This window comes from Microbacterium paludicola, assembly GCF_039529675.1.
Lineage (GTDB): Bacteria > Actinomycetota > Actinomycetes > Actinomycetales > Microbacteriaceae > Microbacterium > Microbacterium paludicola.
In genome coordinates this window covers 355,297-380,264 of the sequence record NZ_BAAANG010000003.1, presented here as the reverse complement: position 1 = coordinate 380,264, position 24,968 = coordinate 355,297, and the positions used below count along the sequence as shown (strand labels likewise).

The window sequence follows — 24,968 nt, the reverse complement described above, 5'->3', positions numbered from 1 at the left end:
GTGACCGTCGCTACGTCCGCAGCGACACGGTCACCCGATCCGTACACCACGCTATTGGACGCAACCACATTTCCTCCACGAAATGGACATTTCCGAAGAGTCCCTACAGCGTTCTCTGCCCAGGCGACGCTCGCCTCTCAGCCATGTCATCACAGTAGCCCGGGGCGCGGACGGTCGAGCTTGCGCACCTATCGGGTAGCAGTCCTCTCTCGGCAGGAGAAGTTAGGAGCATCCCGATGCGAACCAAAGAATCCCTGTGGGGCTTCTTCGCCAGCGACCCGCAACTGTCCTTCAACGAGAAAGGAGAGGCGCGACTGTTCGCCTGGATCGGTCAGGAGCAGTTCGAGCGCAACCCGGACGGCTCGTTCACCCAGGGCGAGACGAAGTTCTACCCGTTCAAGATGTTCCGGAAGACCGCGGAGCACGCCTACGAGAAGTTCGCGCGCGGCGACACCTTCGTCGCCAGCGGCCACGTCCAGAAGTTCAGCTACGAGAAGAACGGCGAGACGATCAGCGGCGAGGAGTTCATCGCCACGCACATCGGCCCCGATGCCGCCCGCACGAGCTACGCCGTCGATCGCGGCCGCTCGCGCACGCAGCACGTCGAGAGCGCAGCCATCGAAGCGCCAGACCCGACCATCCCCCAGCAACCGTCACCCCGTCCGATGACGCTGTGAGGCCGCGTCATGACCACCGACGAGACGCTGTTCCCGCCCGATGACCCCGACTTCGATGTGCCTCCGCTCGAGGAACCGGAGCCCGAGCCGGTGACACCTTCGCCGAGGCCGGCCAAGGAGCCGGACGCCGAGGCGAAGGACACGCCGGAGCCGCCGCGCCCCGTCAACTGGAACATCCTGACCGCGGCCGAGGCGCAGGTGGAGTGGCTGGAGCTGAACGCCTTCGTGAACTGGCTGCGTCACGAGTTCGGCCTGAGCGTGAACGTCGTGCCGCCGTTCTGGCATCGGCACCCGGAGCTGGTGTGGCCGCTGTCGGCGCTGCGCCAGCACTACCTGAATGCCTACGACAAGAAGCAGCACGGCTCGGCACCCTTCGGCTGGTGGCGAGATTTCTGGGCTTTCATCCCGCAGCTCCGGGACGCGGTGACTGCGTGCGGGACGAAGCTCAACACGGATCGCCCGACGCGGCAGGCCGTCTGGCCGGGCGAAGACAACCTGCCCCCGGTCACGGAGACGATCATCCCCAACCGGGACGCCGACTTCACGCAGTTCGTCAAGGAGGACGTGGCGCGCAGGCAGGCCATCGAGGACGAGTTCTACGCCCGCCTCGCGGCGGAGCAGTAGGGCGCGGGCGGTGACTGCGAATGGCGCGGCAGCGATCCCGGAAGCCCTGGCCGGGGCAACTGGAGTTCGATCTGTGGGGGCTCGACGAGCCCGCGGCCGACGCCGCGCTCACCGCAGCTCGGGAGGCTGGAGCAGGCGATGAACAAGTACGGGCAGATGGCGCTGTCGCATTGGCAGGCGACGGCCCGGAGCCAGGTGGCGGAGCTGAGCGATCCGGCGGCATTCTTCGAGTCGATGGGCCTGGAGATGCAGACGCAGGTGACGAACCTCGCGTCAATGCTGGCGGGGAGCGACCGGCAGGGGGAGACTTTCTTGCAGAAGGTCGCCCGGCTGACAGCGGCCCGGAGGCAGGCGGAGGAGGTCGTGATGTCGCAACTGGCGTGGATCACCGACCCGAGCCTGCCCCTGGATCAGGCGCGGGAGGAATGGGAGCAGACCCGGCCCTCCGACGAGAACCTGATCCTCTGGGCGGAGCGGATGCAGGACTGCCCGGATTCGATGCCCTCCTCCGTGGAACTGGAGGAACTGGCGAAGAAGTGGGCGCTCAGCGTCGAGTTCCTGCTGGAACTCGTGGCGACGGAGCCCCCGCGGGAGTACATGCGGGCGAACCAGGCGACGCTCGCCGAGGCGGCGACGATCCGCTTCTTCCGCGAGCTGCGGTAGCGCCCCGTTTCGTCCCCGCCTCGCAGGACGACCTCGGGCCGTCAGGCGCGAAAGCACGCTATCGGGCGAACGTGGAGGCGATTCAGCTCATCCACGATCTGAACTCGACGGGTCGCCCCGCCTCCCCGGAGGGTCAGCGCGTGCTCGCCCGCTGGTCGAGCTGGGGCGCGATCCCCGAGGTGTTCGATGACCTGAAGCCCGAGTGGGATGCCGAGCGCGCCGAACTGCGCGAGCTGCTGAGCGACGACGAGTGGGAGGCCGCGGAGCGCACGACGATCAACGCGCACTACACCGACCCGATGATCGCCCGGCAGGTGTGGCGGCTCCTGGATGGTCTGGGGTTCCGCGGCGGCGCGGTGCTGGAGCCCGGTTCCGGCTCGGGCACGTTCATCGGCCTCGCGCCCGAGGCGGCGCAGATGACCGGGGTGGAACTCGACCCGCTGACCGCGGCCATCTCCGCAGCGGTGTATCCGCAGGCCACCGTGCGCGCCGAGTCCTTCGCCGACACCCGGCTGCCGGAAGGCCACTTCGATGCGGCCGTCGGCAACGTGCCGTTCAGCAGCGTCACGCTGCACGATCCGGTGCACAACGCCACCCGGCAGTCGATGCACAACCACTTCATCATCAAGTCGCTGCGCCTGACCCGGCCCGGCGGCCTCGTCGCGGTACTGACCTCGCACTTCACGATGGACGCGCAGAACCCCGGCGCTCGGCGCGAGATGAACGAGCTGGCCGACCTCGTGGGCGCGATCCGCCTGCCCACCGGGGCGCACCGTCGCGCCGCGGGAACGGAGGTCGTCACCGACCTGCTCGTCTTCCGGCGTCGGCCACCCGGTGAGCAGATGCGCGACGACGCCTGGGAGACGGTCTCGCAGGTGCCCATCGACGGCGTGCCGATGCGGATCAACCGATACTTCGATGAGCACCCCGAGCAGATGCTCGGAGAGGTCGGCGTCGGGCACGGGATGTACGACGCGAACACGCTCACCATCACGACCGACCTGGATGAGCTGGAGGCAGAACTCGCGGTCGCCGTCGACCAGCTCGTGTTCTCTGCGCGGCGGGCGGGCCTGACGATGACGGAACGCACCGCGGAGCAGCAGGCGCGCCGGGTCGCGTTCACGCCGTCGGCCCCGGAGCTGTGGGGCGGCAGCATCGTGGCGAGCGAGAGCGGCGACTTCCACACGGTGGTCTCGGGCAGCCTGGAGCCGCTCGCCGTCCCGAGGTCCGCCGCGCGTGAGCTGCGCGCGCTGCTGCGGCTGCGCGACAGCGCAGCCCGCCTGCTCACCGCGGAAGCGGCGAGCGTGGACGACACCCCCGACATCGTGATGATCCGCACGACGCTGCGGCGCGACTATCTGAAGTACGTCGGCACCTACGGGGCGCTCAACCGCTACACGCTCCGCCCCACCGGGCGCACGAACGAAGAGGGCGAGGAGACCTTCGCCCGCATCGTGCCGACCCCGATCCGGCTGCTGCGCTCCGACCCGTTCGGCCCGCTCGTGCTCGCGCTGGAGCAGTTCGATGACGAGGATCAGTCGGCGTCGCCCGCGGCGATCATGAGCCACCGCGTCGTGGTGCCGCGCGCGGAGGTGCAGGGCGTCGACAGCCCCGCCGACGCCATCGCCGTCAGCCTCGACCGAGCCGGCGGGATCGACCTGCCCCTCATCGCCGACCTGCTCGGGATGAACGACCACGATGCGCGCGAGGCGCTGGGAACGCTCGTGTTCACCGACCCGGCGACCGACCAGCTCATGCACGCGCCCGAATACCTGTCCGGTGATGTGCGGGTCAAGCTCGAAGCTGCCCGCCAGCGCGCCGAGCAAGACCCGGCATTCCATCTCAACGTGGATGCCCTCGCCGAGGTGCTGCCCGCGCCGCTCGGCATCCAGGACATCCACGCCAAGCTCGGGGCCGTCTGGATCAGCGCCGACGTGCACGAGCAGTTCCTCCGCAGCATCCTTCGCGCGCAGGACGTGCGCGTGGAGAACCCGCTGCCGGGAATGTGGGAGATTCGCGGCGGTCGGCAGGGCCTCCCCTCCACCTCCGAGTGGGGCACCCCGCGGCGTCCCGCGCCGGACATCGCGCAGGCCGTGATGGAACAGCGCACGATGCTCGTCTACGACGAGGAGAAGGACATCGACGGGAAGGTGCGCCGCATCCTCAATCCCGTCGAGACCGCCGCAGCGCAGGAGAAAGCCGATGCGCTTCAGGAGCGGTTCGGCGAGTGGGTGTGGGAAGACCCCGACCGCGCGCAGGCACTCGTGGACGAGTACAACCGGCGCTTCAACTCCATAGTGCTCCGCGACTACACGAACGCCGGGGCGTACCTCTCGCTGCCGGGCCTTGCGGCCACCTTCGAGCCGCGGATGCACCAGCGCGCCGCCGTCGCCCGCATGGTGTCCGAGCCCGCGGCGGGCCTGTTCCACGAGGTCGGCGCAGGCAAGACGGCGGAGATGATTATGGGCGCGATGGAGATGCGCCGCATGGGGCTCATCAGCAAGCCCGTCGTCGTCGTGCCGAACCACATGCTGGAGCAGTTCGGCCGCGAGTGGCTCCAGGTCTACCCGCGTGCCCGCGTGCTCGCGGCGTCGAGCCTCGACCTCACCGCCGACAAGCGGCGGCTGTTCGTCGCGCGGGCTGCTGCGAACGAGTGGGACGCGATCATCCTCACGCAGGGGGCGTTCGCCAAGATCCCGCTGCGCGCGGAGACACAGCAGCAGTACATCCGCGGGCAGGTGGACGACGTACGGCGCGTGCTGGACGACGCGACCGGCGAGCAGCGGATGAGCGTCAAGCGCATCCAGCGCAAGCTCCTGGCGATGGAGAACAAGCTCAAGGATCGGCTCGATTCCGACCGCGACCGGGGCGTCTGCTTCGAGGACACCGGCATTGATTACGTCATCGTCGACGAGATGCATATGTACAAGAACCTCGCCACGGAGTCGAACATCCGCGACGCCGCCATTGAGGGCTCGGATCGCGCGAGCGACCTGCACATGAAGCTCGAATACCTCCGCTCCGCCGGGCGCGAGCGGGTCGTCACCGCGGCGACGGCGACACCCATCTCGAACTCGATCACCGAGACCTATGTGATGCAGCGATACCTGCGACCCGACGTGCTGGAGTCCGCGGGCGTCGGCGCATTCGATGCGTGGGCGGCGACGTTCGGCGAGCTGGTCACACAGATGGAGATCTCGCCGACCGGCAGCACGTTCCGCATGAAGACCCGCTTCGCCCGCTTCCAGAACGGGCAGGAACTGCTGCGGATGTGGTCGGTGTTCGCCGACGTGAAGACCGCCGAAGACCTCGACCTGCCCGTGCCCTCGCTCGTACAGCGCGACGACGGCAGCCGCGCACCCTCCACCGTCCCGGTGCAGCCGACCGTCGAGCTGGAACTGTACGTCGCATCCCTCGCCGAACGTGCCGAGAAGGTCGCCAGCCGCCAGGTGCGGCCCGACGAGGACAACATGCTCCTGATCGCCACCGACGGACGCAAGGCCGCGCTCGACATCCGCATGGTCATCTCGCGCGACCCGTCCGGGCCGAGCAAGGTCGACGTCGCCGCCGACGCGATCCACCGCATCTGGGAGCGCACCCGCGGCAACGAATACCTCGACACCGTGACCGGGCAGCCCTCCGCGGTGCGCGGGGCGCTCCAGCTCGTGTTCAGCGACATCGGCACCCCGAACCAGGACAGGTGGAACGCCTATGACGAGCTGCGGCAGCAGCTCGTGCAGCGCGGCGTCCCCGCCGAGCAGGTCAGGTACATGCACGAGGCGAAGACCGACGTGGAGAAGGCGCGCCTGTTCGCCGCAGCCCGCGCCGGCCACGTCGCGGTGCTCATCGGCTCGACGGAGAAGATGGGCGTCGGCACCAATGTCCAGGCTCGCGCCATCGCCCTGCACCACCTGGACTGCCCGTGGCGGCCCTCCGACATCGCCCAGCGCGACGGGCGCATCATGCGGCAAGGCAACCAGAACGAGGAAGTGGCGATCGTCCGCTACGTCACCGAGCGGTCCTTCGACTCCTATATGTGGCAGACCGTCGAGCGGAAGGCCGCGTCGTTCGCGCAGCTCCTGCGTGGGAAGATCAACGCCCGCGAGATCGAGGAGATCGACACCTCCGCGCTGTCCGCCGCAGAAGCCAAGGCCATCGCCTCCGGCAACCCGCTCCTGCTGGAGCACTCCGTCATCCTCAACGAGGTCAATCGGCTGCGCCGCTTGCAGCGCGCGCATGAGCGCAACGAAGACATGCTGGTGCACACCGGCAACCGAGCGCGGTCGGCCGCAGATCGCGCCACCGCGGAGATCGCCGGGCTCAAAGCCGCCGCGCCGCGGATGACCGACACCAGCGGCGACAGGTTCCGCATCACGCTCGGCACCCGCGACTACGACTCCCGCTCGGAGGCCGCGCACGCCCTGGCCGCGTGGATGGGCGACTCCGGGCTGAAGTGGCTGCCCCGGTACGGGCACAAGGACTTCGGGATCATCGGCCGCATCTCAGGCTTCGACATCCACGTCGAGGCCCGCTCCGGGCTCGCCGCTCTCGATGTGACCGTCTCCCTGCCCGAGGTGCCCCGCTCGGGATTCACGATGCCGAAGGAGTCGTTCCTGGACGCCGGGCTCGGGCTCATGCAGCGCATCGAGAACCGCGTCAGCGGCATCCCGACACTGCTCGACCAGGCCCGCGAAGACCTGGAAGAAGCCGAACAGACCGTCGCCGACACCCAGCAGCGCCTCGGCCAGCCCTTCCGCCACGCCCAGGCCCTCGCCGACGCCGAGGAAGACCTCGCCCGCGTCGAGTCCCAGCTCGCTGCGATGCAGGACGAACCCGCCCCCGAGCCCGTCGCGCCAGAGTCCGAGCGCGTCGAGCTGACCGTCGAGGCCGTGCGCGCCTACGAACCGAATCTCGGGTCGCGGGAGGGTGCGAGGCGTGAGCCCGCGGCTCCGTTCGTCCCCGCGCCGCCACCGGCCGCGCCGCCGAGCAACGCCCCGCGGCTATAGCTCAGCGGCACTCCGGGCCGAGCCCGTCGACGATCGTGGCGGGGTCGGCGATGATCTGCTCGCAGCGCAGGCAGCGCGCGCCGCGAAAGATCACCTCCGGTTCGCCGTGGATGCCGTGTTCGGGTTCGACCTCGTAGAGGTCCGCGTGTGCGGCGAACAGGCGCGGATGGTTCTTGGCGATGGCGGCGTGGAATTGCGCGGGCGTGGTCGGCGGGTTGAGCTGACGCTCGACGAACAGGTCGATCACCGTCGAGTAGGCATCGCGGGTGAGCCGCGCGGCGAGGAACAGATCGGGGTTCACCGCCGAGATGCCGACGCTAGCGAGATCGTCCAGCCCGTAGTCGTCCACATCCTCGGTGACCAGGAACCGCGCGCCCGCGGCCGCAGCATCGGCAAGGATCTGCCGATCCACGCCCTTCGTCCCAACGAAGCGTTCCGCACCTGTGCCGGTCGGCCCGAGCAAGACGTCGAATCGCTCCCGGACACTCGACGGCGGCAACGCCCTCGGGCGCATGTGCACCTGGGCCTCCCGCTCGGCAGCCCGGCTCCAGAAGGCGCGGAAGCCGCTCGGCACCCCGCCGACGACCAGCAGAGTCCGAGTGACGGGCTTAGCGATGATGTTCGCGTCCAGGAGAACGCGCGTCAGCTCACTGATCGCCGAAGAGGTCGTCACGGAGTTCATCGCGCGTCAGCTCCACGAGGTCGCCCATCGTCTTGCGCCAGTACCGCTCGAACTCCTCGTAGGGGATGCGATTGCGATTGCCGACCTTGACCGCGCGAATCTCCCCCGCCTTGATCTTCCGCGAGATGGTGGGACGAGACACGCCCATCGCGTCGGCGACCTGTTCGGGGGTCATCATGCGGCGCTTCGCCGTCAGCGTCACCGTCTCCCCATCGGCTGCCGCCTGCTGCACATACGCGGCGACCTGCTCCAGCCAAGCCGGGCGCGCCCCGGCGCTGGAGCGCACATCCTCCGGGTTGATCGTCAAGCTCGTCATGGTCATGACCCCATCCTACCTCCACCTGCACACTCTGGACAATACAAGTGTTCATACGGCATCCCCTTCTTGAGCCTTACAGTTCATGCGTCGATGCCCGCGAACGCCTCGTCGAGCGCGTCAGCCGCGACCTCGACGATGAGGTCGGTACGCTTCGCGTAGTGCCCTTCCGTGATGTCGGTACTGCTGTGCCCGAGCAGGTCGCGTGCGACCTCGACGCCAGCCGTGTCCGATACCGCCGCAGCGACCGCCTTGCGGAGGCTGCGGAAGGTGAGGTGCTCGGCGTCGACCCCGATAGCCAGCAGTTCCGGCTCGAACTCACGGCGGAACATCCTGAGCAACTCGCCGACTGCGCTGGGGTCGCGCGGACGGCCGCGCTCGGTCGTGAACAACACGTCGTCTGGATTCCGCTCGGGGTCGGGAACGTGGCTCGCCACGAGTTCGCTCAACACCTTCGCCGCGAACTTCGGAACGCGAACCCAACGCTTCTGCCGCTCCGCCTTTGGCGAGTCCTGGCGAAACAGGCCGCGGGACTTGGTGCGAACCATCGTCCCGCCGACCCAGACGAGCGCCTCCATCGTGAGGCTTCCATCCGGTTGTTCCACCGCCTCGAACCGCACGTCCTGGAACCGGATCGCAATCGGCTCCGCGGTCCTCTCGGAGGTGCCGAGCGTGATGAGGATGTAGTCGGCGAGCAACTTGTAGTTAGGCCGTCGGCCTACCGGATAGCGCGCTCGGTGCCGCTCGGGCCACTCACTGCGGATGAGGTGGAGAATGTACTTGACCTGCACCGCGTCGAGTTCGAAATACACCGTGTCCGGCTCATCCGCTCGCCGGGTCGCACGGATCGGGTTCGCCACGACGACCGCGCCGTACCGTGTGTTCTGGATCGACCCGGTAGCCGAGAAATGCCCCTGCTGGATCGCCCAATCGAACATCAGCGACATCACGTTCCGAACCTTGTTCGCGGTCGTCACCGACTTCTCCCGCGCGATGTCCATAAGCAGCCCATCAGCACGGTCGGCGGTGATGTCGGCAATAGGGATGGCCCCGGCGCGCGGGATGACATGCGCGCGCACCACCGAGGCGTAGCCATCGACGGTCTGCTCACGGCGCTGGCGCAGCACCCGCGGATCGTCGTCGTGATACGCCGTCTTCAGCCACGTCGTCGCCAGCTCAGCGACGGTCATGAGCTGTGCTCGTCGCGCCAGGACTCGACCGACAGCGACATCAGCCGCTTCCTGCAACGCGGCCAGCGCCTCAGCCTCGGTCGCTCCGCTGCCGCTGGGACGACGCTCCTGCCCGTTGCCGTCATAGACTCGCGCACGCGCGATGACCAGGCCGTTCGGCTCGACGGTGTAGGTCACCTTGCCGAGTTCGCCGAGCGCGCGCTTCGGCCGCGCCATCAGTCGCCCGCCCTATCCGTCGGGGCCACGATCCGCCGCGTGATGAACGCCTCGACATCCTCATCGCGGTAGCGGACGTTGTGCGACGAGAGTGCGACGAACGGCAACCCGAGACCTCGGCTGCGCGCACGCTCTGTCCGCCAGTCAGCGAGCGTCCTGATCGGGATGCCCGTGTACTCCGCAAGCTCCTGTGGAGTCCAGAGGCGGGGGCGGTCGGCGCTCATACCAATGAGGTAGGCGGCACCACCCGCAGACCTCCAGCGATCCCCGTAGAACGGCCAAGAATCGAGTAAACGGACAGGTTCTCGGACAGCCGCAGCAGCGGCCCTACCCATGCTCAACATCGCACTTCCCTTTGTTTACGGGGAAGTGTGATTCTGTGGAACGCCCTCCGGTTCTCAGATCCTCAAGCCGAGCTGTACTACGGCGTCTGATCCAGACCCCGCACGGAGGCCCCGTCACCTTTCGAGGTGGCGGGGCCTCCGTCGTTGTGGCGTGATCAGCCGGCGCGCCCGGCCGCGAGACAGCAGCGGGCGGGCGAGACAGCAGTCGCCACACGTCGTCTCGCGCGCGGAACGCAGTCTCGGCCGCGGAGCGCAGTCTCGCGCGCAGAGCGCGGTCTCGCGGGCACGCGCAGGATCCGCAGCGGCGCCGGGTCAGCCGTAGAACAGGCGGTCGAAGACGCGGCGGGCGCGGCGGGCGGTGCCCAGCCAGTCCTGCTCGAGCTGCGTGGCACTGTGGGCCGGGTACTCGAGGATGCGGCCGATGCCGTCGAGCAGGCGCCGGTCGGTCGGCAGGACGTCGCTGGTCTGGCCCGACAGCAGCGTGTTCGCCGAGCGCAGGCGCGCCGCGAGCTGCCACGCGGCCCGCAGCAGCGCGGCGTCTTCCGCGACGACGAGGCCCGCCTCGACCGCGGCGTCCAGTGCCGCGAGCGTCGAGGTCGTGCGCAGGCCGGGAACCGCGCGCGCGTGCTGCAGCTGCAGCAGCTGCACGAGCCACTCCACGTCGCTGAGGCCGCCGGGGCCGAGCTTGAGGTGCCGGGTCGGGTCGATGCGCTGGGGCAGGCGCTCGGTCTCCACGCGCGCCTTGATCCGCTTGATCTCGCGCACCGCCTGCGCATCGGGCTGCTCGGGGTAGCGGACGTCGTCGGCGAGCTGCATGAACGCGTCGATGAGCTTCACGGATCCCGCGACTCCACGCGCCCGCAGCAGGGCCTGGGCCTCCCACGACACCGACCAGCGGCGGTAGTACTCCGCGTAGGCGTCGAGCGAGCGCACAATGGGGCCCTTGCGGCCCTCGGGGCGCAGGTCGGCGTCGAGCTCGAGCGGCAGGCGGAAGTCCTCCGAGACGCGGCGCAGCTCGGCCACGATCTTCAGCGCCAGCGTCTCGGCGCGATGCGGCTCCACCGCCTCGGGCCGGTACACGTAGAGGACGTCCGCGTCCGAGCCGAAGCCGAGCTCGGCGCCGCCGAAGCGACCCATGCCGATGATCGCGAAGTCGAGCGATGCGTCCTCCTCCGGCACGACCTCGCGTCGCACGGCGCGCAGCGTCGCACGCAGCGTCACCTCGGTGATCGTGGTGAGCGCGTCGCTCAGCTGCTCGAGCGTGGTGACGCCCAGCACGGCGCCCATCGCGGTGCGGAGCATCTCGCGGCGGCGCAGCGCCCGCACGGCCCGCATCGCATCCTCGATGGTGTCGTGCCGGGTCTGGATGGCCCGCGCCTCCTCCTCGAGGGCCGGCCCGGACCGCGGCCGCAGCTGCTCGTCGTTGTCGAGCCAGGCGACCGACTCGGGGATCCACTCCATCAGCTCGCCCGCGTAGCGCGACGCGGACAGCAGTCGGGTCAGCCGCTCGGCCGCGCCCGAGGAGTCGCGCAGCATGCGCAGGAACCAGGGCGTCTCCCCCAGCCGCTCGCTGATGCGCCGGAAGGCGACGAGGCCGTAGTCCGGATCCGCGCCCTCGGCGAACATCCGCAGCATGACAGGGATGAGGTGCCGCTGGATCGTCGCCTTGCGGCTGAGGCCGCTCGTGACGGCGCCGATGTGCCGCAGCGCCACGGCGGGCTCGCGGAAGCCGATGGCGGCGAGGCGGTCGCGCGCCTGCTCCTCCGTGAGCGATCCCTCGTCCTGGGGAAGGCGGGCCACGGCCGAGAGCAGCGGGCGGTAGAACAGGCGCACGTGGATCTCGCGCACCTCGCGCTTGATGTCCTCCCAGACCTCCTGCACGCCGTCCGCGGAATCTGCGAGGCCGGTGGCGCGGGCGAGGCAGCGCAGGCCGTCCTCGGTGCGCGGCATGAGGTGCGTGCGCGCGAGGCCGACGAGCTGCAGTCGATGCTCGATCAGGCGCAGGGTGCGGTAGTCGCGCGCGAAGACCGCGGCCTCCTCGCGCCCGATGTAGCCGCCGGCCTCGAGCGCGTCGATGGCGCTCAGCGTGCCGCGGTGGCGGACGTCCTCATCCGACCGCCCGTGCACAAGCTGCAGCAGCTGCACGGCGAACTCGATGTCGCGGATGCCACCGGGCCCGAGCTTGACCTGATGGGGGACGTCCTCGGCGGGGATGTGCTCCATGACGCGCTCGCGCATGCGCTGGACGCTGTCGACGAAGTCCTCGCGCTGCGAGCTCGACCAGACCTTCGGCTGTGTCGCCGCGACGTACGCCTCGCCGAGGGTGGGATCGCCCGCGAGCGGTCGCGCCTTCAGCAGCGCCTGGAACTCCCAGCTCTTGGCCCAGCGGTCGTAGTAGGCGATGTGCGACTCGAGGGTGCGCACAAGGGCGCCCTGCTTGCCCTCCGGCCGCAGGTTCGGGTCGACCTCCCACAGCGCGGGCTCGGCCTCGATGCCGTCGATTCCCCGCATCGTCTGGATCGCGAGCCGCGTCGCGATCTCGATCGCGCGCGCCTCGGAGAGCTCGGTCCCCGCGGCCGGCTCGCCGACGAAGATCACGTCGACGTCGCTGACGTAGTTCAGCTCACGCGCCCCGGACTTTCCCATCCCGATGATGGCGAGCCGCGTCCGCAGCACCTCGTCGCGCGGGAAGCCGCCGAAGCCGCCCGAGTTCGTCACCTTCGTCCGGGCGATCGCGAGGGACGCGTCCAGCGCCGCGCCGGCGGCGTCCGCGAGGGCCGCGCTCACCGCGTGGACGATCTCCACCGGGTCCGGGTGCATCAGGTCGTACACGGCGATCTCGGCCAGCTGCGCACGATAGGCGACCCGCAGGTCGATCCAGGATGCCTCGTCACCGGAGGCCGCGAAGCCGTCGTCGTCGGCGCCGACCGCGCCGCCGAGGGCACGTCTCAACTCCTCGGCCGTCGGCAGCCGGCGCCCCGCTCCCGGCAGGGCGGCGAGCTGCTCCGGCCGGCGCAGATAGAAGTCGGCGAAGCCGCGGGATGCTCCGAGCAGGCGCCACGCGACCTCCCGGCCGCGCTCATCCTGCAGGACGTCCCGCACCGCCTCCGCGCGGCGCCGCGCAACGCGCACGAGGCCGGCGAGGGCCTCATCCGGATCCGCGGCGCGGCTCGCGTCGGCGAGCAGCGTCTCGCGCGCGATGCCGACAAGCTCTCTCAGCTCTGCCAGGTGCGTCTCGGCGTCGTCGAAACGCGAGAAGCCGAGCCGCGCGAGCTGCGTCAGCGATGACGCACGATCCGGAGCCATGAAATGCGGCTCAGATGATGTCGAGGCTGTGCTTCAGCTCGAACGGCGTGACCTGCGAGCGGTACTGCTCGTACTCGCGGCGCTTGTTGCTGAGCACGTAGCTGAAGACCTGCTCACCGAGGGTCTCGGCGACGAGTTCGCTCTCCTCCATGTAGCGGATCGCGTCGAACAGGCTGGAGGGAAGGCGGCGGTAGCCGAGCGCGCGGCGCTCCGACTCGCTCAGGGCCCAGACGTTGTCCTCGGCCTCGGCGGGGAGCTCGTACTCCTCCTCGATGCCCTTCAGCCCGGCGGCGAGCATCAAGGCGTAGGCGAGGTACGGGTTCGCGGCCGAATCGACACCGCGGTGCTCGATGCGCGCCGACTGGCTCTTTCCCGGCTTGTACAACGGCACGCGCACAAGCGCCGAGCGGTTGTTGTGGCCCCAGGTGATGTAGCTCGGCGCCTCGTCGCCGCCCCACAGGCGCTTGTACGAGTTCACGAACTGGTTGGTCACGAGCGCGATCTCGTTCGCGTGGCGCAGCAGGCCCGCGATGAAGCGGCGTCCGGTCTTCGAGAGCTGGTACTGCGCGCCCTCCTCGTAGAAGGCGTTGGTGTCGCCCTCGAAGAGCGACATGTGCGTGTGCATGCCGCTGCCGGGCTCGCCGTGGAGCGGCTTCGGCATGAACGTGGCGTGCACGCCCTCCTCGATCGCGACCTCCTTGACGACCGTGCGGAACGTCATGATGTTGTCCGCCATCGTCAGGCCGTCGGCGTAGCGCAGGTCGATCTCGTTCTGGCCCGGTCCGCCCTCGTGGTGGCTGTATTCGACCGAGATGCCGAGGTCCTCGAGCATCCGCACCGAGCGGCGGCGGAAGTCGTGCGCCGTGCCGCCGGGGACGTTGTCGAAGTACCCGGCGCGGTCCACAGGCTCGAGGCCGTGCGGGCCCGGCTTGTCGGACTTCAGCAGATAGAACTCGATCTCGGGGTGCGTGTAGAACGTGAATCCGGCGTCCGCCGCCTTCGCGAGGGTGCGCTTGAGGACATTGCGGGGGTCCGCGACCGCGGGCTGCCCATCCGGCGTCGTCAGGTCGCAGAACATGCGGGCGGTCGGATCGATCTCGCCCCGCCACGGCAGGATCTGGAACGTCGTCGGGTCCGGGTGCGCGAGAAGGTCGGACTCGTACGTGCGGGTCAGGCCCTCGATGGCCGAGCCGTCGAAGCCGATTCCCTCGCTGAACGCGCCCTCGACCTCCGCGGGAGCGATCGCGACCGACTTGAGCGTGCCGACGACGTCCGTGAACCAGAGGCGCACGAACTTGACGCCGCGCTCCTCGATCGTGCGCAGTACGAAGTCCCGCTGCTTGTCCATCGTGTCCCTTCGGGGGTGGCGTCGGCCGGTCGAACGCGGCCGCAGTGCCGCTCGATCAGCTTACTGGTCCGAGGGCGCGCGACCGCGCTGCCGACGCGGTCCGGATGACCCCGATCGGCGCGGCGATCGGACGGATCAGGGGGTGCCGCCCCAGCTGTCCTCGCGCTTCTCGTCCTCGTCCCAGGCCTTCGAGCGGGCGGCGAGCACCTCGGGCGCGCGGGACGCCTCCTCCTTGCTCGAGAAGGGCCCGATCCGGTGGATCGACGGCGACTCGGGGCCGTGCTCCACCTCACCGGTGCGGGAGTTGTACCACCAGCTCTGCTCGATCTCGTCGGGCGTTCCATCGATCGTCATGCCCCGATCCTAGGCACCCGGATGGATCCGTCGCAGGGGGTTGCGCGAGAGCCTCACCGCGCGTCAGACGGCGCCCGTCGACAGGCTGGATGTGACGCGCGGCGCCTGCTGATGTCCATGAGCCTGCATCCGGGCGGGCCGGCCTGTGCGCCGGCGCGCGGGGCCGCAGGATGCGCGCGCGCCGTCAGCGGAACAGCGCCTCGACGCGCTGGGCGTCCGAGCGGCCCCGTGCGCGGCGGGCGGCGGGGCGGGCCTTGGACCCAGGCCGAGTGAAGTGAAGCGCGGCCACCAGCCCGAGACCGAGAACGGCGCCCCACAGGATCATGAGCTGCACGGCCGGGCCCACGACGACGCCGGGCGTCAGTCCTTCCCGGAGCTCGACCTCGCCGACGAGCAGCCCCGACTGATCCACGCCGAGGGCCGAGACCGTCGCGCCGTCGGGGGCGATGATCTGGCTCGTGCCGACCGTCGAGAGGTTGACGACGGTGCGTCCGGTCTCGATCGCCCGCATGCGCGCGAAGGCGAGCTGCTGCAGGTTCTCGTCGGTGCCGCGGAAGTCGGCGTTGTTTGTCTGGAACATGAACACCTGGGCGCCATCTCGCACGCCCTCCCGGATCAGGTCGTCCGCGATCACGTCGAAGCAGATCGCGAGGCCGACGACCGTGTCCGCGAGGCGCACGACCGGCGCGTCCGTTCCCGGCGTGTACTCGCGTCCGATCATCCCGATCAGGTCGGGCACGATCGCCTCGAAGAACGGCCGATCCGGCACGTACTCGCCGAACGGCACCGGATGACGCTTGGCGTGGGTCTGGAGGCCCCCGGCGACGTCGGCACCGTCGGCCGTCCACAGCATCGACGTGTTGAACACGTCCTCGCCCTTGACCGAGGCGGCGTTCATCAGGATCGGCGCGCCATACGCGCGCGCGGCGTTCGAGAGCTCGGCCGCGGTGACGGGATCCTGCAGCGGGTCGTAGTCGACCCCGCCCTCCGGCCACACCACGAGGTCGACGGGCTCGGTCTTCAGCGGCTCGGACGCCTCGAGCTGCGCGCGCAGGATTGCCCAGTCCTCGCGCTCGTCGAAGTAGGCCGTGGGGCCGTTCCCCTGCACCGCGCCGACGCTGAGCGTGCCCGCGGTGGAGGTCTGCCACTGCGGGACGAGGAGCAGGATGAGCGCCGTCGCGGTCGCGGGGATCAGGGCGGGCAGGCGCCTTCCGCGCACCCGCACGACCTCGATGACCGCGGCGCAGAACAGGACGATCAGGAATGTCAGACCCGTCACTCCCACCCAGGAGGCGACTTCCGCGAGCGGGCTCGCTGACTGGCTCATCCCGATCCGGCCCCAGGCGAAGCCGCCGTAGGGCCAGTTGCTCGTGACGAGCTCCCTCGCGGTCCAGAGCGCCGCCACCAGGAGCGGCAGCCCCACCAGCCGCGGCCAGCGGCCGTGCGGGAACCAACCGTAGGCGAGGGCGATCGGGATGGCGCCGAGGCCGGTGAAGACCGTCTGCAGGCCGGCGAGGGCGACCCACGGCACCCACGCCTGGGGGTTGTCGCCGAGGAACTGCGCGGACCAGTCGATGTGCGGGAACCAGAACGCGGCGCCGAAGGCGAGGCCGACGAGCAGCGCCCCGCCCGCGCGGCGGCCGATCAGCGACACGAGCGATAGCGCGACCGCCACCGGCGCGAGCGCCCAGATCCCGAGCGCGGGGAACGAGGCGTCGAGGGCGAACCCGCCGAGCGCGGCGGCGATCGCCGCGGCCCCCAGCGGCAGGAGCGGACGGATCGGGGGACGACGGCGGCGTGCGGCCGCGGGACGGGAGCGGCTCATACCGAGCTGTAGGCGACGATGCCGCGGCGGACGGCGTCGAGCGCGCGGCGGGCGGTGCGGGCGAGCTCGCCGTCGGCGACCTGGGACAGCTGGTCGAGCAGATCGATCGTCTGCTTCGACCAGCGGACGAAGTCGCCGGCGGCCATGTCGGCCTCTATGAGGACGCGGTCGAGAAGCCCGCCGCGCGCCCACAGGTGCATGGCGGCGGCAAGCCCGGTCGCGACGGGCTCGGTGCCGGGGAGGCGGTTGTCCTGCTCGAGGTCGTCGAGGCGGGCCCACAGCTCCTCGGTCTCGGCGAGGGCGATGCGGAACGCGCCGCGCGGGAGGGAACGAGGATCCGCTCCCCCGTCGTCGCGACCGCGGGGCTCGTACACGAGGCAGCACGCGAGCGCCGCGAGCGATGCGGCGTCGAGGTTCTTCCAGATCCCCGTGCGCAGCGACTCGGCGACCAGCAGGTCGCGCTCCCCGTAGATCCGCCGCATGCGTCGGCCGGCGTCGGTCAGCGTCGCCTCGTCGCCGTCGAGGCGCACGTAGTCCAGGGCGGTGAGCACGTCGATGATCCGGTCGAACACCCGCGCGACGGTGCCCGTGCGGTTCTCGATCTGCCGGCGGGTCTTGTCGCTCTGCCGGCGCAGCTTCCAGTACCGCTCGGCCCAGCGGGCGTGCTTCTCGCGATCGGGACAGCGGTGGCAGGGGTGTCGCTGCATGCGGCGGCGGAGGCCGTTGATCTCGCGCTGCCGCTTCTCGCGCGTGCCGCGCCCCGCCGTGACGTCCCGGCTGTTCAGCCGCTCGAGGTCGCTGAGGTCGCGGCGGATGCCCGAGTACTCGGCGAAGTCGCCGTGCTCGCACGTCATCGCCTTCTCGTAGCCGGCGAGCGACTCCTCGGCCTCCTTGACCTGCCTGGCGAGACCGACGACCGCGCGATCCGCCTGGAACTGCGCGAAGGACGACTCCAGCACCTCGCGCGCCCGCGGCCGCCCGAACTGGTCGATCAGGTTGACCGCCATGTTGTATGTGGGCCGGAAGCTCGAGTTCAGCGGATAGGTGCGACGCGACGCGAGCGCGGCGACGGACTGCGGGTCCATCGACTCGGTCCACTGCACGACGGCGTGACCCTCGACGTCGATGCCTCGGCGCCCGGCACGTCCGGTGAGCTGCGTGTACTCGCCCGACGTGATCGCCACGCGCGCCTCGCCGTTGAACTTCTCGAGCTTCTCGAGCACGACCGTGCGCGCGGGCATGTTGATCCCGAGGGCGAGCGTCTCCGTCGCGAACACGACCTTCACGAGCTTGCGCCGGAACAGCTCCTCGACGACCTCCTTGAACGCCGGCAGGAGCCCCGCGTGGTGGGAGGCGATGCCGCGCTCGAGGTTCTCGACCCATTCGAAGTAGCCGAGTGCCGCGAGGTCCTCATCGGGCAGCGCGCCCGTGCGCGACAGCACGATCTCGCGGATCTCCCGCCGCTCCTCGGCGGTCGTCAGCCGCAGCCCGGACCGCCGCACCTGCTGCACGGCGGCGTCGCAGCCGACACGGCTGAAGATGAAGAAGATCGCCGGCAGGAGGTTCGATCGCTCGAGCAGCTGCACGACCTCTGGCCGGTCGATCCGCTCCGCCCGCCGCGGGGGCCCGGGTCGCTGATACCCGCCCCGCCGCTTGCCGCCGCGACGCGCCTCGTAGAACGAGCTGTTCGCGGCGAACGCCTGGCCGCCGCGCATCCGCAGGAGCTCCTGGTTCACCGCCGACGTCGCCGCGCCGGCGCGATCGTCGAACAGCGGCAGCAGGTCGCCACGGACGAGCACGTGCTGCTCGAGGGGCACGGGACGCGTCTCGGAGACGATGACCTCGGTGTCGCCGCGGACGGTGTCGAGCCAGTCGCCGAACTCCTCGGCGTTCGACACGGTCGCGCTGAGCGACACAAGCCGGACGTCGGCGGGAAGGTGGATGATGACCTCCTCCCACACCGCCCCGCGGAAGCGGTCGGCGAGGTAGTGGACCTCATCCATCACGACGTACCGCAGGCCGCGCAGGGCCGGCGAGTCGGCGTACAGCATGTTGCGCAGCACCTCGGTCGTCATGACCAGCACGCGCGCGTCGCCGTTGATGTTCGTGTCGCCCGTCAGCAGGCCGACCTCGTCCTCGCCGTAGACGTCCTGCAGCTCGCGGAACTTCTGGTTCGACAGCGCCTTCATCGGCGTCGTGTAGAACGCCTTCTGGTTCGGCGTCTGCATCGCCAGATGCACGGCGAACTCGCCGACGATCGTCTTGCCCGCGCCGGTGGGCGCCGCCACGAGCACGCTGCGACCGGCCTCCAGGGCGCGGCAGGCCTCGATCTGGAAGTCGTCGAGCTCGAACCGCTGCAGCTCGGCGAAGGCGTGCGTCTGCGGGTGCTCGCGGTTCTCCCGCGCGAGGGCGTAGCGCTCGGCGGGCGTCCCCTCGCTCATGTCGCCTCAGTCAGCAGCGCGTCCTCGCGCTTGCGCTTGCGCCGGTCGAACAGGAACGCGACGCCGACCGCGGCGAAGTACAGCACGACGAGCACGGCCGCCAGCATCAGCATCGACACGACGTCGGCCGCCGGCGTGGCCACGGCGGAGAAGGCGGTGGCCACCACGATCGCGACGCGCCAGCCCTTCAGGATCTCCACCGCCGACAGGATGCCCGCGAGGTTGAGCGCCACGAGGAACACCGGGGTGACGAACGCGATGCCGACCGCGATGAGCGTCTTGAACACGAGGTCGTAGTAGCGCTCGGCGTCGTAGATCTGTGACGCGTACTGCGACTCCGGGACGAACGACGCCATGATCAGCAGGATGTGCGGAAGGATCAGCACCGCGACCGCGCAGCCCGCGAAGAACAGCGGCACGGCGGTCGCCATGAAGCCGATCGTGTACCGCACCTCGCGGCGCGTGAGGCCCGGCATCACGTAGGCCCAGATCTGCCACAGCCAGATCGGCGCCGAGATCAGCAGGCCGATCGCGAACGCGATCCTCAGGCGCATGTCGAACGAGCTCGTCGCGCCTGTGTACGTCAGGCGCGTGAAGTCGTCGCCGAGCTCCTCGGCGACCAGCTCGATCGGGTGAAGCAGGAACTGGATGATCGGATCGGTGACGAAGAACGCCACCACCATGCCGACGACGAGCGCGGCGGCGGCGATCATCAGCCGGCGACGCAGCTCGATCAGGTGGTCGGCAAGCGACATCCGCCGGTCGCGGTACGGCTGATCGTCCTTCGAGACCGGGGGCTCGGTAGCCACCACGGTTACGGGCGAGGCTGCGTGCCGGGTTCGTCCGTGCGCGTCTCGCCCGCTGCGGGAATCCGGTCTGCCTGCTGGCCCGATGCCGGGTAGCCCGACGACGCGTCGGCGGTGCCCTGCGCGGGCTCGTCCTCGGCCTTCATCTGCTTGATCTCGCCCCGGAACACGCGGGCGGACTGGCCGAGGCTGCGCGCGAGCGCGGGAAGGCGCGCGGCACCGAACAGAAGGAGGATGACGGCCAGGAGGATCAGCAGGTGCCATCCGGTCAGGTTGCCCATGGGGGATCTCCATCGTTCGGCGGTGAGGGAATCACCGTCAGTCTAACCGCCGGTGTCCCGGGGGACGCCGAGGCGGATGTCAGGTGTCTTCGCCGTACAGCGCGAGCGCCTCGGCGGCCCAGTCGGCCGCGGCGCGCCGGGCGGACGCCGGCTCCAGGATCTCGACCCGGCCGGCGCGTCGCGCGGCAAGGCGCTTGAGGGTGCGAGCGTCCGAGACCCGCAGGCGCACGGTGGTGGTGCCGCCGGATGAGGTCGACTCCGCCCCCGACAGGTAGTCGGCGATGAGCGGGGTGAGCTCGTCCGGGAACCGCACGACCGCGATCTCGTCGTTCTCGCCCGGCTCGAACAGCTCGGGGACGGGTTCGTGGGCGTGCTCGATCGGCAGGTCGGTGACGCGGGGCTCGCTGACCCGCTCGAGCAGGAAGTTCCGCATCGCGCGCCGCATGTGGCACCAGCCCTGCAGGTACCACTGGCCGCCCGTCACGATGACCTTCACCGGATCGACCGTGCGGGTCGTCGGGTCGGAGTCGGGTCGGCGGTACGTGAACGACAGCGCGACCTGGTCGCGCAGGGCCTGGGAGACCAGCGCGCGGACCTCGTCGACCGGTCCGGGCACAACGACCACCTCGGCCGGCGCGCCCGACGCGCCGCGGGAGAGCTTCGCGAGGAGCCCCGCGTAGACCTCGCCCGTCGCCACGCCAGGAAGGGATCCGGCGAGACGGAGCCCACCGAGCAGCGCCGCGGCCTCGCGCGCAGTGAGCCGGGGCGAGCGCTCGAGCCCCACCGACTGGGTGAGCTCGATGATCCCCTGCTCGTCGAGCAGGTCCCAGTTGATGTCGAACAGGTCGTCAGGCATCTGCTCGGGGCGGCCGATGAGCGTCAGCTTCTCCACCATCGTGCGCATCTGCGCGGGAGTGACGTCGAAGTCGCGCGCGGCGTCCTCGAGCGACACCTCGCCCCGCTCGACGAGGTACGGCACGAGCGTGAGGTACAGCGTCACGCGGTCGGGGGTCAGCAGCTTGCCGTTCATGCATCGCTCCCCTGGCTCTCGTGCACGTCGCGGGCCGCGCGGAGTCGCTCGACGACCGCGGCGCGCAGCACCTCGGGCTCGACCACGCGGACCTCGGGTCCGTACGAGGCGAGCTCGTCCGCGAAGATGTGAAGGTCGACGTACGGCACGCGCATGCCCTGCGCGGCCGGCTCGCCCCGCCGGGCGAGACGCAGCGCCGCCTCGGTTCCGGGCGTGATCTCCAGCAGCGCGCGGTTGCGGGCGGCGACATCCTGCAGTCCCTGCAGCGCGCGCTCCCCCGCGCCGTCGCGCAGGGCCGGATCGAATCGCTCCCGCGTCGCGACGACGTCACCGACGATGCGGGAGAGCAGGAACATCCGGTCGCCGTCGGCCTGGACATCGTGGGCGTACACGTGCCAGCGCCCCTCGTAGTCGATCAGCGCGAGGGGACGCACCGTGCGACGCCGGGGCTTCTCCTCCCCCGGCTTGAGGTAGTCGAAGGTGACGACGCGACACGCCTCGATCGCGTCGCGCAGCGGCGCGAACGACGGCTCGCGCACGGTCATCCGAGGCGCGAAGCCGATGATCGGCTCGTCGACCTCGATGCCCAGGGCGCGGATCTTGCGCAGCCCGGTCGTGGCGTCCTTCGACAGCGAGCCCTCGCTCCACACCGAACCCGCGAGCGCCAGGATAGACACCTCCGCCGGGGTGAAGGAGATATCGGCCGGCAGGTCGTATTCCGCTTTCGGGATGCGATAGCGCGCCTCGCGCAGATCGTTCGGATCGGCGCTGTCGCCGATGGTCTCGATCGGGACGCCGAGCTCGCGCAGGTCGTCCTTGTCGCGCTCGAACATCTTCTCCAGCGCGTCCGGCTTCGCCGATGCGCGCTGGCGGTACCCGGAGACCGTCTCGAGGATCTGCTGCTTGGTGAGCCCGATCTCGGTGGCCATCAGGGCCACGATCAGGTTCAGCTGGCGCTCTTCCGCCTGGATCCGCTCGACCACCTGGCCATCCTAGGGCGCGGGGCGCCCCTGGCGGGCCCGGGCTTACTGCGCGGCGACCGTGTCGGCCGGGACGGTGCCGAGGATGTCGATGACGAACACGAGCGTGGAGTTCGCCGGGATGCCCGTGCGCCCCTCCTCGCCGTAGCCCTGATCCGGCGGGATGACGACCATGACCTGCGAGCCGACCGTCTGCCCCTCGAGGGCCTTCGCGAATCCGGGCACGACCTCGTCCTGCGGGATGGCGACCGGCGACGCCGGCATCCCCTCCTGCGCCTGCCACGTCGAGTCGAACACTTCGCGCTCGGCCCACGTCACGCCCGTGTAGTGGACGACGGGTGCCTCGTCGGCGCCCAGCGCGGGGCCGTCGCCCTTGATCAGCGTCTGTACGACGACATCCTTCGGCGGGTCGGCGTCGGGAACGATGATGCCGGGGACGCCGTCGGGCGTGCGCACGACGGACGGCAGCCCGAGGCCCGCGTCGAACTGCACCTGGCCGGATGCCGCACGCGGCAGGACCTTGCGGACGTCGATCACCGCGACGAGCGAGCCCTCGGCGGGAAGGCCTGCCTGCTCGTAGTACGCGCGCGCCTCCTCGGCGATGCCGTCCTGCGAGATCGCCACGGCGATCCGGGATCCCTCGGTCGCGCACATCAGCGCGTCCTCGAAGGCGGGGAACTGCTGCGTCCAGCCCGAGAACGCGCTGAACGACGAGAGGTCGCCGTCGTAGGCGGTGCCGAGCAGCTTCGAGCCGGTCTCGCCGTCGAAAAGCGAGATGTCGAGCACGCCCGGCTGGTCGAGGTGGGTGATCGCCATCCCGTCGCCGTGCTCGATGTCGGCGTACGCGTCGTTCTCGGCCACGAAGGGCGTCCGCACGTCGAGCTGAGGCGCGGAGGCGAGGTCGCCCGAGACGCCGACCAGCGACATCGTCTCCGGGTCGCTGTCGGCGACCCGATCGCAGTCGGCGGCCGCGGTGCCCGCGGGCGCGCAGCCGACGAGACCGAGTCCGACGAGGGCGGCAATCGAGAGGACGGCCGTAGTTCTCCGCATGCCGTTCAGTCTATGCGTCCGTCGCGGGGGCCTCTGACGCCGCCGGGGCGTCGTCGGCGGCCGTCCGACCCGAGGCGATGCGCGCGCCCTGGGCGCCCTTCTGCGCCTCGCGGATGCGCTTGCGCAGGTTCTTGTCGGTGATGTCTCGGTCGCCGACGGCACCGGGCGTCCAGATCTCGACGTCCTCGTCCGAGAAGCTGTTCTTCGAGGCGCGGCGCTTCACCTCGGGCGCCACGACGCCCGGCGCGAGCCGCCGCGCCGAGATCAGGAAGCCGGTATGGGCGACCATGCGGTGATCGGGGCGCACCGCGAGGCCCTCGACGTGCCAGCCGCGGACCATCGTCTCGTTCGCCTCGGGCTCGGTGAACGCGCCCGTGGCGCGGATGTACTCCGCCACGCGCGAGAGCTGGGTGGCGGTCGCGACATAGCAGATCACCACGCCGCCGGGCGTGAGGGCGTCGGCGACCGCATCCATGACCTCCCACGGGGCGAGCATGTCGAGCACAACGCGGTCGATCGACCCCGCCTCGACGGTGCGCGGCAGCGCCTCGGCGAGGTCTCCCTCGCGCACCTCCCAGAAGTCGGGCATCTCGCCGAAGAACGTCTCGACGTTGCCGCGCGCGACCTCGGCGAACTCGGCCCGGCGCTCGAACGAGATGAGGCGGCCCTCGGTGCCGACGGCGCGCAGCAGCGAGAGCGACAGGGCGCCGGAGCCGACTCCGGCCTCGACCACGACCGCGCCGGGGAAGATGTCGGCCTGCGCGACGATCGCCGCGGCGTCCTTCGGGTAGACGATCGCGGCGCCGCGCGGCATCGACATAACGAAGTCGCGCAGCAGCGGGCGCAGCGCGAGGTACTCGTGACCCGAGCTGTTCTCGAACACCGAGCCATCCGGATGCCCGACGAGCTGCTCGTGCTTGAGCACCCCATGGTGCGTGTGGAGTTCGCCGCCCTCACGCAGGGTGACGGTGTGCATCCGGCCCTTGGGGCCGGTCAGCTGCACGCGGTCGCCGTAGCGGAACGGGCCGCGGGGGCGGGGCATCTCGGTCACTTGGTCTCACTCCGCTCGCTCGGGACGACGCTCGCCAGGTTCGCTTTCGCGGGCCCGTGCTCCGCGTGGAGCGCGCGCAGGTCGCCGGCGGTCCGCTCAGCGAGGGTCGGCCACACCGCGTCGGCGCCGAGGTCGTCGAGCGGCAGGATGTTCGGCACGCCGAGGGCCACGGCCCCTGACGCGATCGCCGAGCGCAGGCCGTTCGGGGAGTCCTCGATCGCGACGGTGTCCGCGATGTCCACGCCGAGGGCCGCAGCGCCCTGCAGGTACGGGTCGGCGAACGGCTTCGGGCGCGAGACCTCGTCGCCCCCGACGACCACGTCGAACGCCTCGAAACCGATGAGATCCAGGATCGACAGGGCCATGTGGCGGTATGACATCGTCACGAGCCCCGTCTTGATCCCGGCCGCGCGCAGGTCGCGCAGCAGCTCGACCGCTCCCGGACGGAACGGCACGCCCTTGTCCGCGCACATCGCAATGACCCGCGCCGTCAGCGTCGAGATGATCTCGTCGGCGCTGAGGCGCACTCCCGCCCCCTGCAGGATCCTGGCCGAGTCCGAGAGGCCGAGGCCGACGAGGCGGAGGGCGTCCTCGTGCGTCCAGGTGCCGCCGTACTGCGCGACAAGCGGAGCCTCCGCCGCGATCCAGTACGGCTCGGTGTCGACGAGGGTGCCGTCCATGTCCCACAGGACGGCGGCGAGCCGGGAACCGGGCTGCGCGTCCGGGAACTCAAGGGGTGAAGTCACCGAGACAGCCTAGCCGCGGCGCACCTCACGAA

General features: G+C 70.3%; 20 protein-coding genes. 4 read left to right on the top strand and 16 right to left on the bottom strand.

The genetic code is table 11. The annotated features are described in order from the left end of the window. Positions 1 to 236 precede the first annotated feature (236 nt). From ABD161_RS04585 to ABD161_RS04570, 4 genes are all read left to right on the top strand, one after another. On the top strand, positions 237 to 677 hold the full coding sequence (locus tag ABD161_RS04585; protein WP_048809344.1) for a single-stranded DNA-binding protein: 441 nt from the start codon (positions 237 to 239) through the stop codon (positions 675 to 677). A gap of 9 nt (positions 678 to 686) precedes the next feature. Next, positions 687 to 1,301: a hypothetical protein gene (locus tag ABD161_RS04580; protein WP_344000075.1), complete on the top strand. Its 615-nt coding sequence runs from the start codon at positions 687 to 689 to the stop codon at positions 1,299 to 1,301. A gap of 138 nt (positions 1,302 to 1,439) precedes the next feature. Then, entirely contained in the window at positions 1,440 to 1,964 is a 525-nt protein-coding gene (locus ABD161_RS04575) for a hypothetical protein (protein ID WP_344000073.1), read from the top strand. Positions 1,965 to 2,035: 71 nt separating this feature from the next. Continuing rightward, positions 2,036 to 6,970 carry an SNF2-related protein gene (locus ABD161_RS04570; protein ID WP_344000071.1) on the top strand — a complete coding sequence of 1,645 codons (4,935 nt, stop codon included), beginning with the start codon at positions 2,036 to 2,038 and terminating at the stop codon, positions 6,968 to 6,970. A 1-nt stretch (position 6,971) separates the two neighbouring features. Here the strand turns inward: ABD161_RS04570 and ABD161_RS04565 are convergent, their stop codons facing one another. The 16 genes from ABD161_RS04565 to ABD161_RS04490 form a co-directional block, all read right to left on the bottom strand. Continuing rightward, complete coding sequence (locus ABD161_RS04565; protein ID WP_344000069.1) at positions 6,972 to 7,652, bottom strand: hypothetical protein; 681 nt, start codon at positions 7,650 to 7,652, stop codon at positions 6,972 to 6,974. After that, complete coding sequence (locus ABD161_RS04560; protein WP_100810625.1) at positions 7,618 to 7,974, bottom strand: helix-turn-helix domain-containing protein; 357 nt, start codon at positions 7,972 to 7,974, stop codon at positions 7,618 to 7,620. The genes ABD161_RS04565 and ABD161_RS04560 overlap by 35 nt, the downstream gene beginning before the upstream one ends. A 77-nt stretch (positions 7,975 to 8,051) precedes the next feature. Continuing rightward, complete coding sequence (locus ABD161_RS04555; protein ID WP_344000066.1) at positions 8,052 to 9,374, bottom strand: tyrosine-type recombinase/integrase; 1,323 nt, start codon at positions 9,372 to 9,374, stop codon at positions 8,052 to 8,054. Then, the gene (locus tag ABD161_RS04550) at positions 9,374 to 9,598 is read right to left on the bottom strand and encodes a helix-turn-helix transcriptional regulator (RefSeq protein ID WP_344000064.1); all 225 of its coding nucleotides are present in this window, start codon (positions 9,596 to 9,598) and stop codon (positions 9,374 to 9,376) included. The genes ABD161_RS04555 and ABD161_RS04550 overlap by 1 nt, the downstream gene beginning before the upstream one ends. Before the next feature lie 432 nt (positions 9,599 to 10,030). Continuing rightward, positions 10,031 to 13,024: a bifunctional [glutamine synthetase] adenylyltransferase/[glutamine synthetase]-adenylyl-L-tyrosine phosphorylase gene (locus ABD161_RS04545; protein ID WP_344000062.1), complete on the bottom strand. Its 2,994-nt coding sequence runs from the start codon at positions 13,022 to 13,024 to the stop codon at positions 10,031 to 10,033. Between the two features lie 10 nt (positions 13,025 to 13,034). Continuing rightward, entirely contained in the window at positions 13,035 to 14,372 is a 1,338-nt protein-coding gene (gene glnA / locus ABD161_RS04540) for a type I glutamate--ammonia ligase (RefSeq protein WP_344000061.1), read from the bottom strand. A 135-nt stretch (positions 14,373 to 14,507) separates the two neighbouring features. After that, positions 14,508 to 14,726: an SPOR domain-containing protein gene (locus tag ABD161_RS04535; RefSeq protein ID WP_344000059.1), complete on the bottom strand. Its 219-nt coding sequence runs from the start codon at positions 14,724 to 14,726 to the stop codon at positions 14,508 to 14,510. A gap of 184 nt (positions 14,727 to 14,910) precedes the next feature. Next, positions 14,911 to 16,551 (bottom strand): apolipoprotein N-acyltransferase, encoded by a 1,641-nt coding sequence (gene lnt / locus ABD161_RS04530; protein ID WP_135114096.1) that lies wholly within the window; start codon positions 16,549 to 16,551, stop codon positions 14,911 to 14,913. Continuing rightward, on the bottom strand, positions 16,548 to 18,992 hold the full coding sequence (locus ABD161_RS04525) for a DEAD/DEAH box helicase (RefSeq protein ID WP_135114095.1): 2,445 nt from the start codon (positions 18,990 to 18,992) through the stop codon (positions 16,548 to 16,550). Before ABD161_RS04525 ends, lnt begins: the two co-directional genes overlap by 4 nt. Continuing rightward, on the bottom strand, positions 18,989 to 19,747 hold the full coding sequence (gene tatC / locus ABD161_RS04520) for a twin-arginine translocase subunit TatC (RefSeq protein WP_135114146.1): 759 nt from the start codon (positions 19,745 to 19,747) through the stop codon (positions 18,989 to 18,991). The genes ABD161_RS04525 and tatC overlap by 4 nt, the downstream gene beginning before the upstream one ends. Positions 19,748 to 19,806: 59 nt before the next feature. Then, a complete protein-coding gene (tatA, locus tag ABD161_RS04515) occupies positions 19,807 to 20,079 on the bottom strand; it encodes a Sec-independent protein translocase subunit TatA (protein WP_135114094.1) in 273 nt (90 codons plus the stop codon). A gap of 79 nt (positions 20,080 to 20,158) precedes the next feature. Continuing rightward, on the bottom strand, positions 20,159 to 21,109 hold the full coding sequence (locus tag ABD161_RS04510) for a helix-turn-helix transcriptional regulator (RefSeq protein WP_135114093.1): 951 nt from the start codon (positions 21,107 to 21,109) through the stop codon (positions 20,159 to 20,161). Next, positions 21,106 to 22,092 (bottom strand): helix-turn-helix transcriptional regulator, encoded by a 987-nt coding sequence (locus ABD161_RS04505; protein WP_233441142.1) that lies wholly within the window; start codon positions 22,090 to 22,092, stop codon positions 21,106 to 21,108. Before ABD161_RS04505 ends, ABD161_RS04510 begins: the two co-directional genes overlap by 4 nt. Before the next feature lie 42 nt (positions 22,093 to 22,134). Continuing rightward, positions 22,135 to 23,139, bottom strand: a complete 1,005-nt coding sequence (locus tag ABD161_RS04500) for an FKBP-type peptidyl-prolyl cis-trans isomerase (protein ID WP_344000054.1) — start codon at positions 23,137 to 23,139, stop codon at positions 22,135 to 22,137. A gap of 10 nt (positions 23,140 to 23,149) precedes the next feature. After that, on the bottom strand, positions 23,150 to 24,181 hold the full coding sequence (locus ABD161_RS04495; protein WP_344000114.1) for a tRNA (adenine-N1)-methyltransferase: 1,032 nt from the start codon (positions 24,179 to 24,181) through the stop codon (positions 23,150 to 23,152). Positions 24,182 to 24,186: 5 nt separating this feature from the next. Then, positions 24,187 to 24,936 (bottom strand): HAD family hydrolase, encoded by a 750-nt coding sequence (locus tag ABD161_RS04490; RefSeq protein ID WP_344000053.1) that lies wholly within the window; start codon positions 24,934 to 24,936, stop codon positions 24,187 to 24,189. Between the last annotated feature and the right edge of the window lie 32 nt (positions 24,937 to 24,968).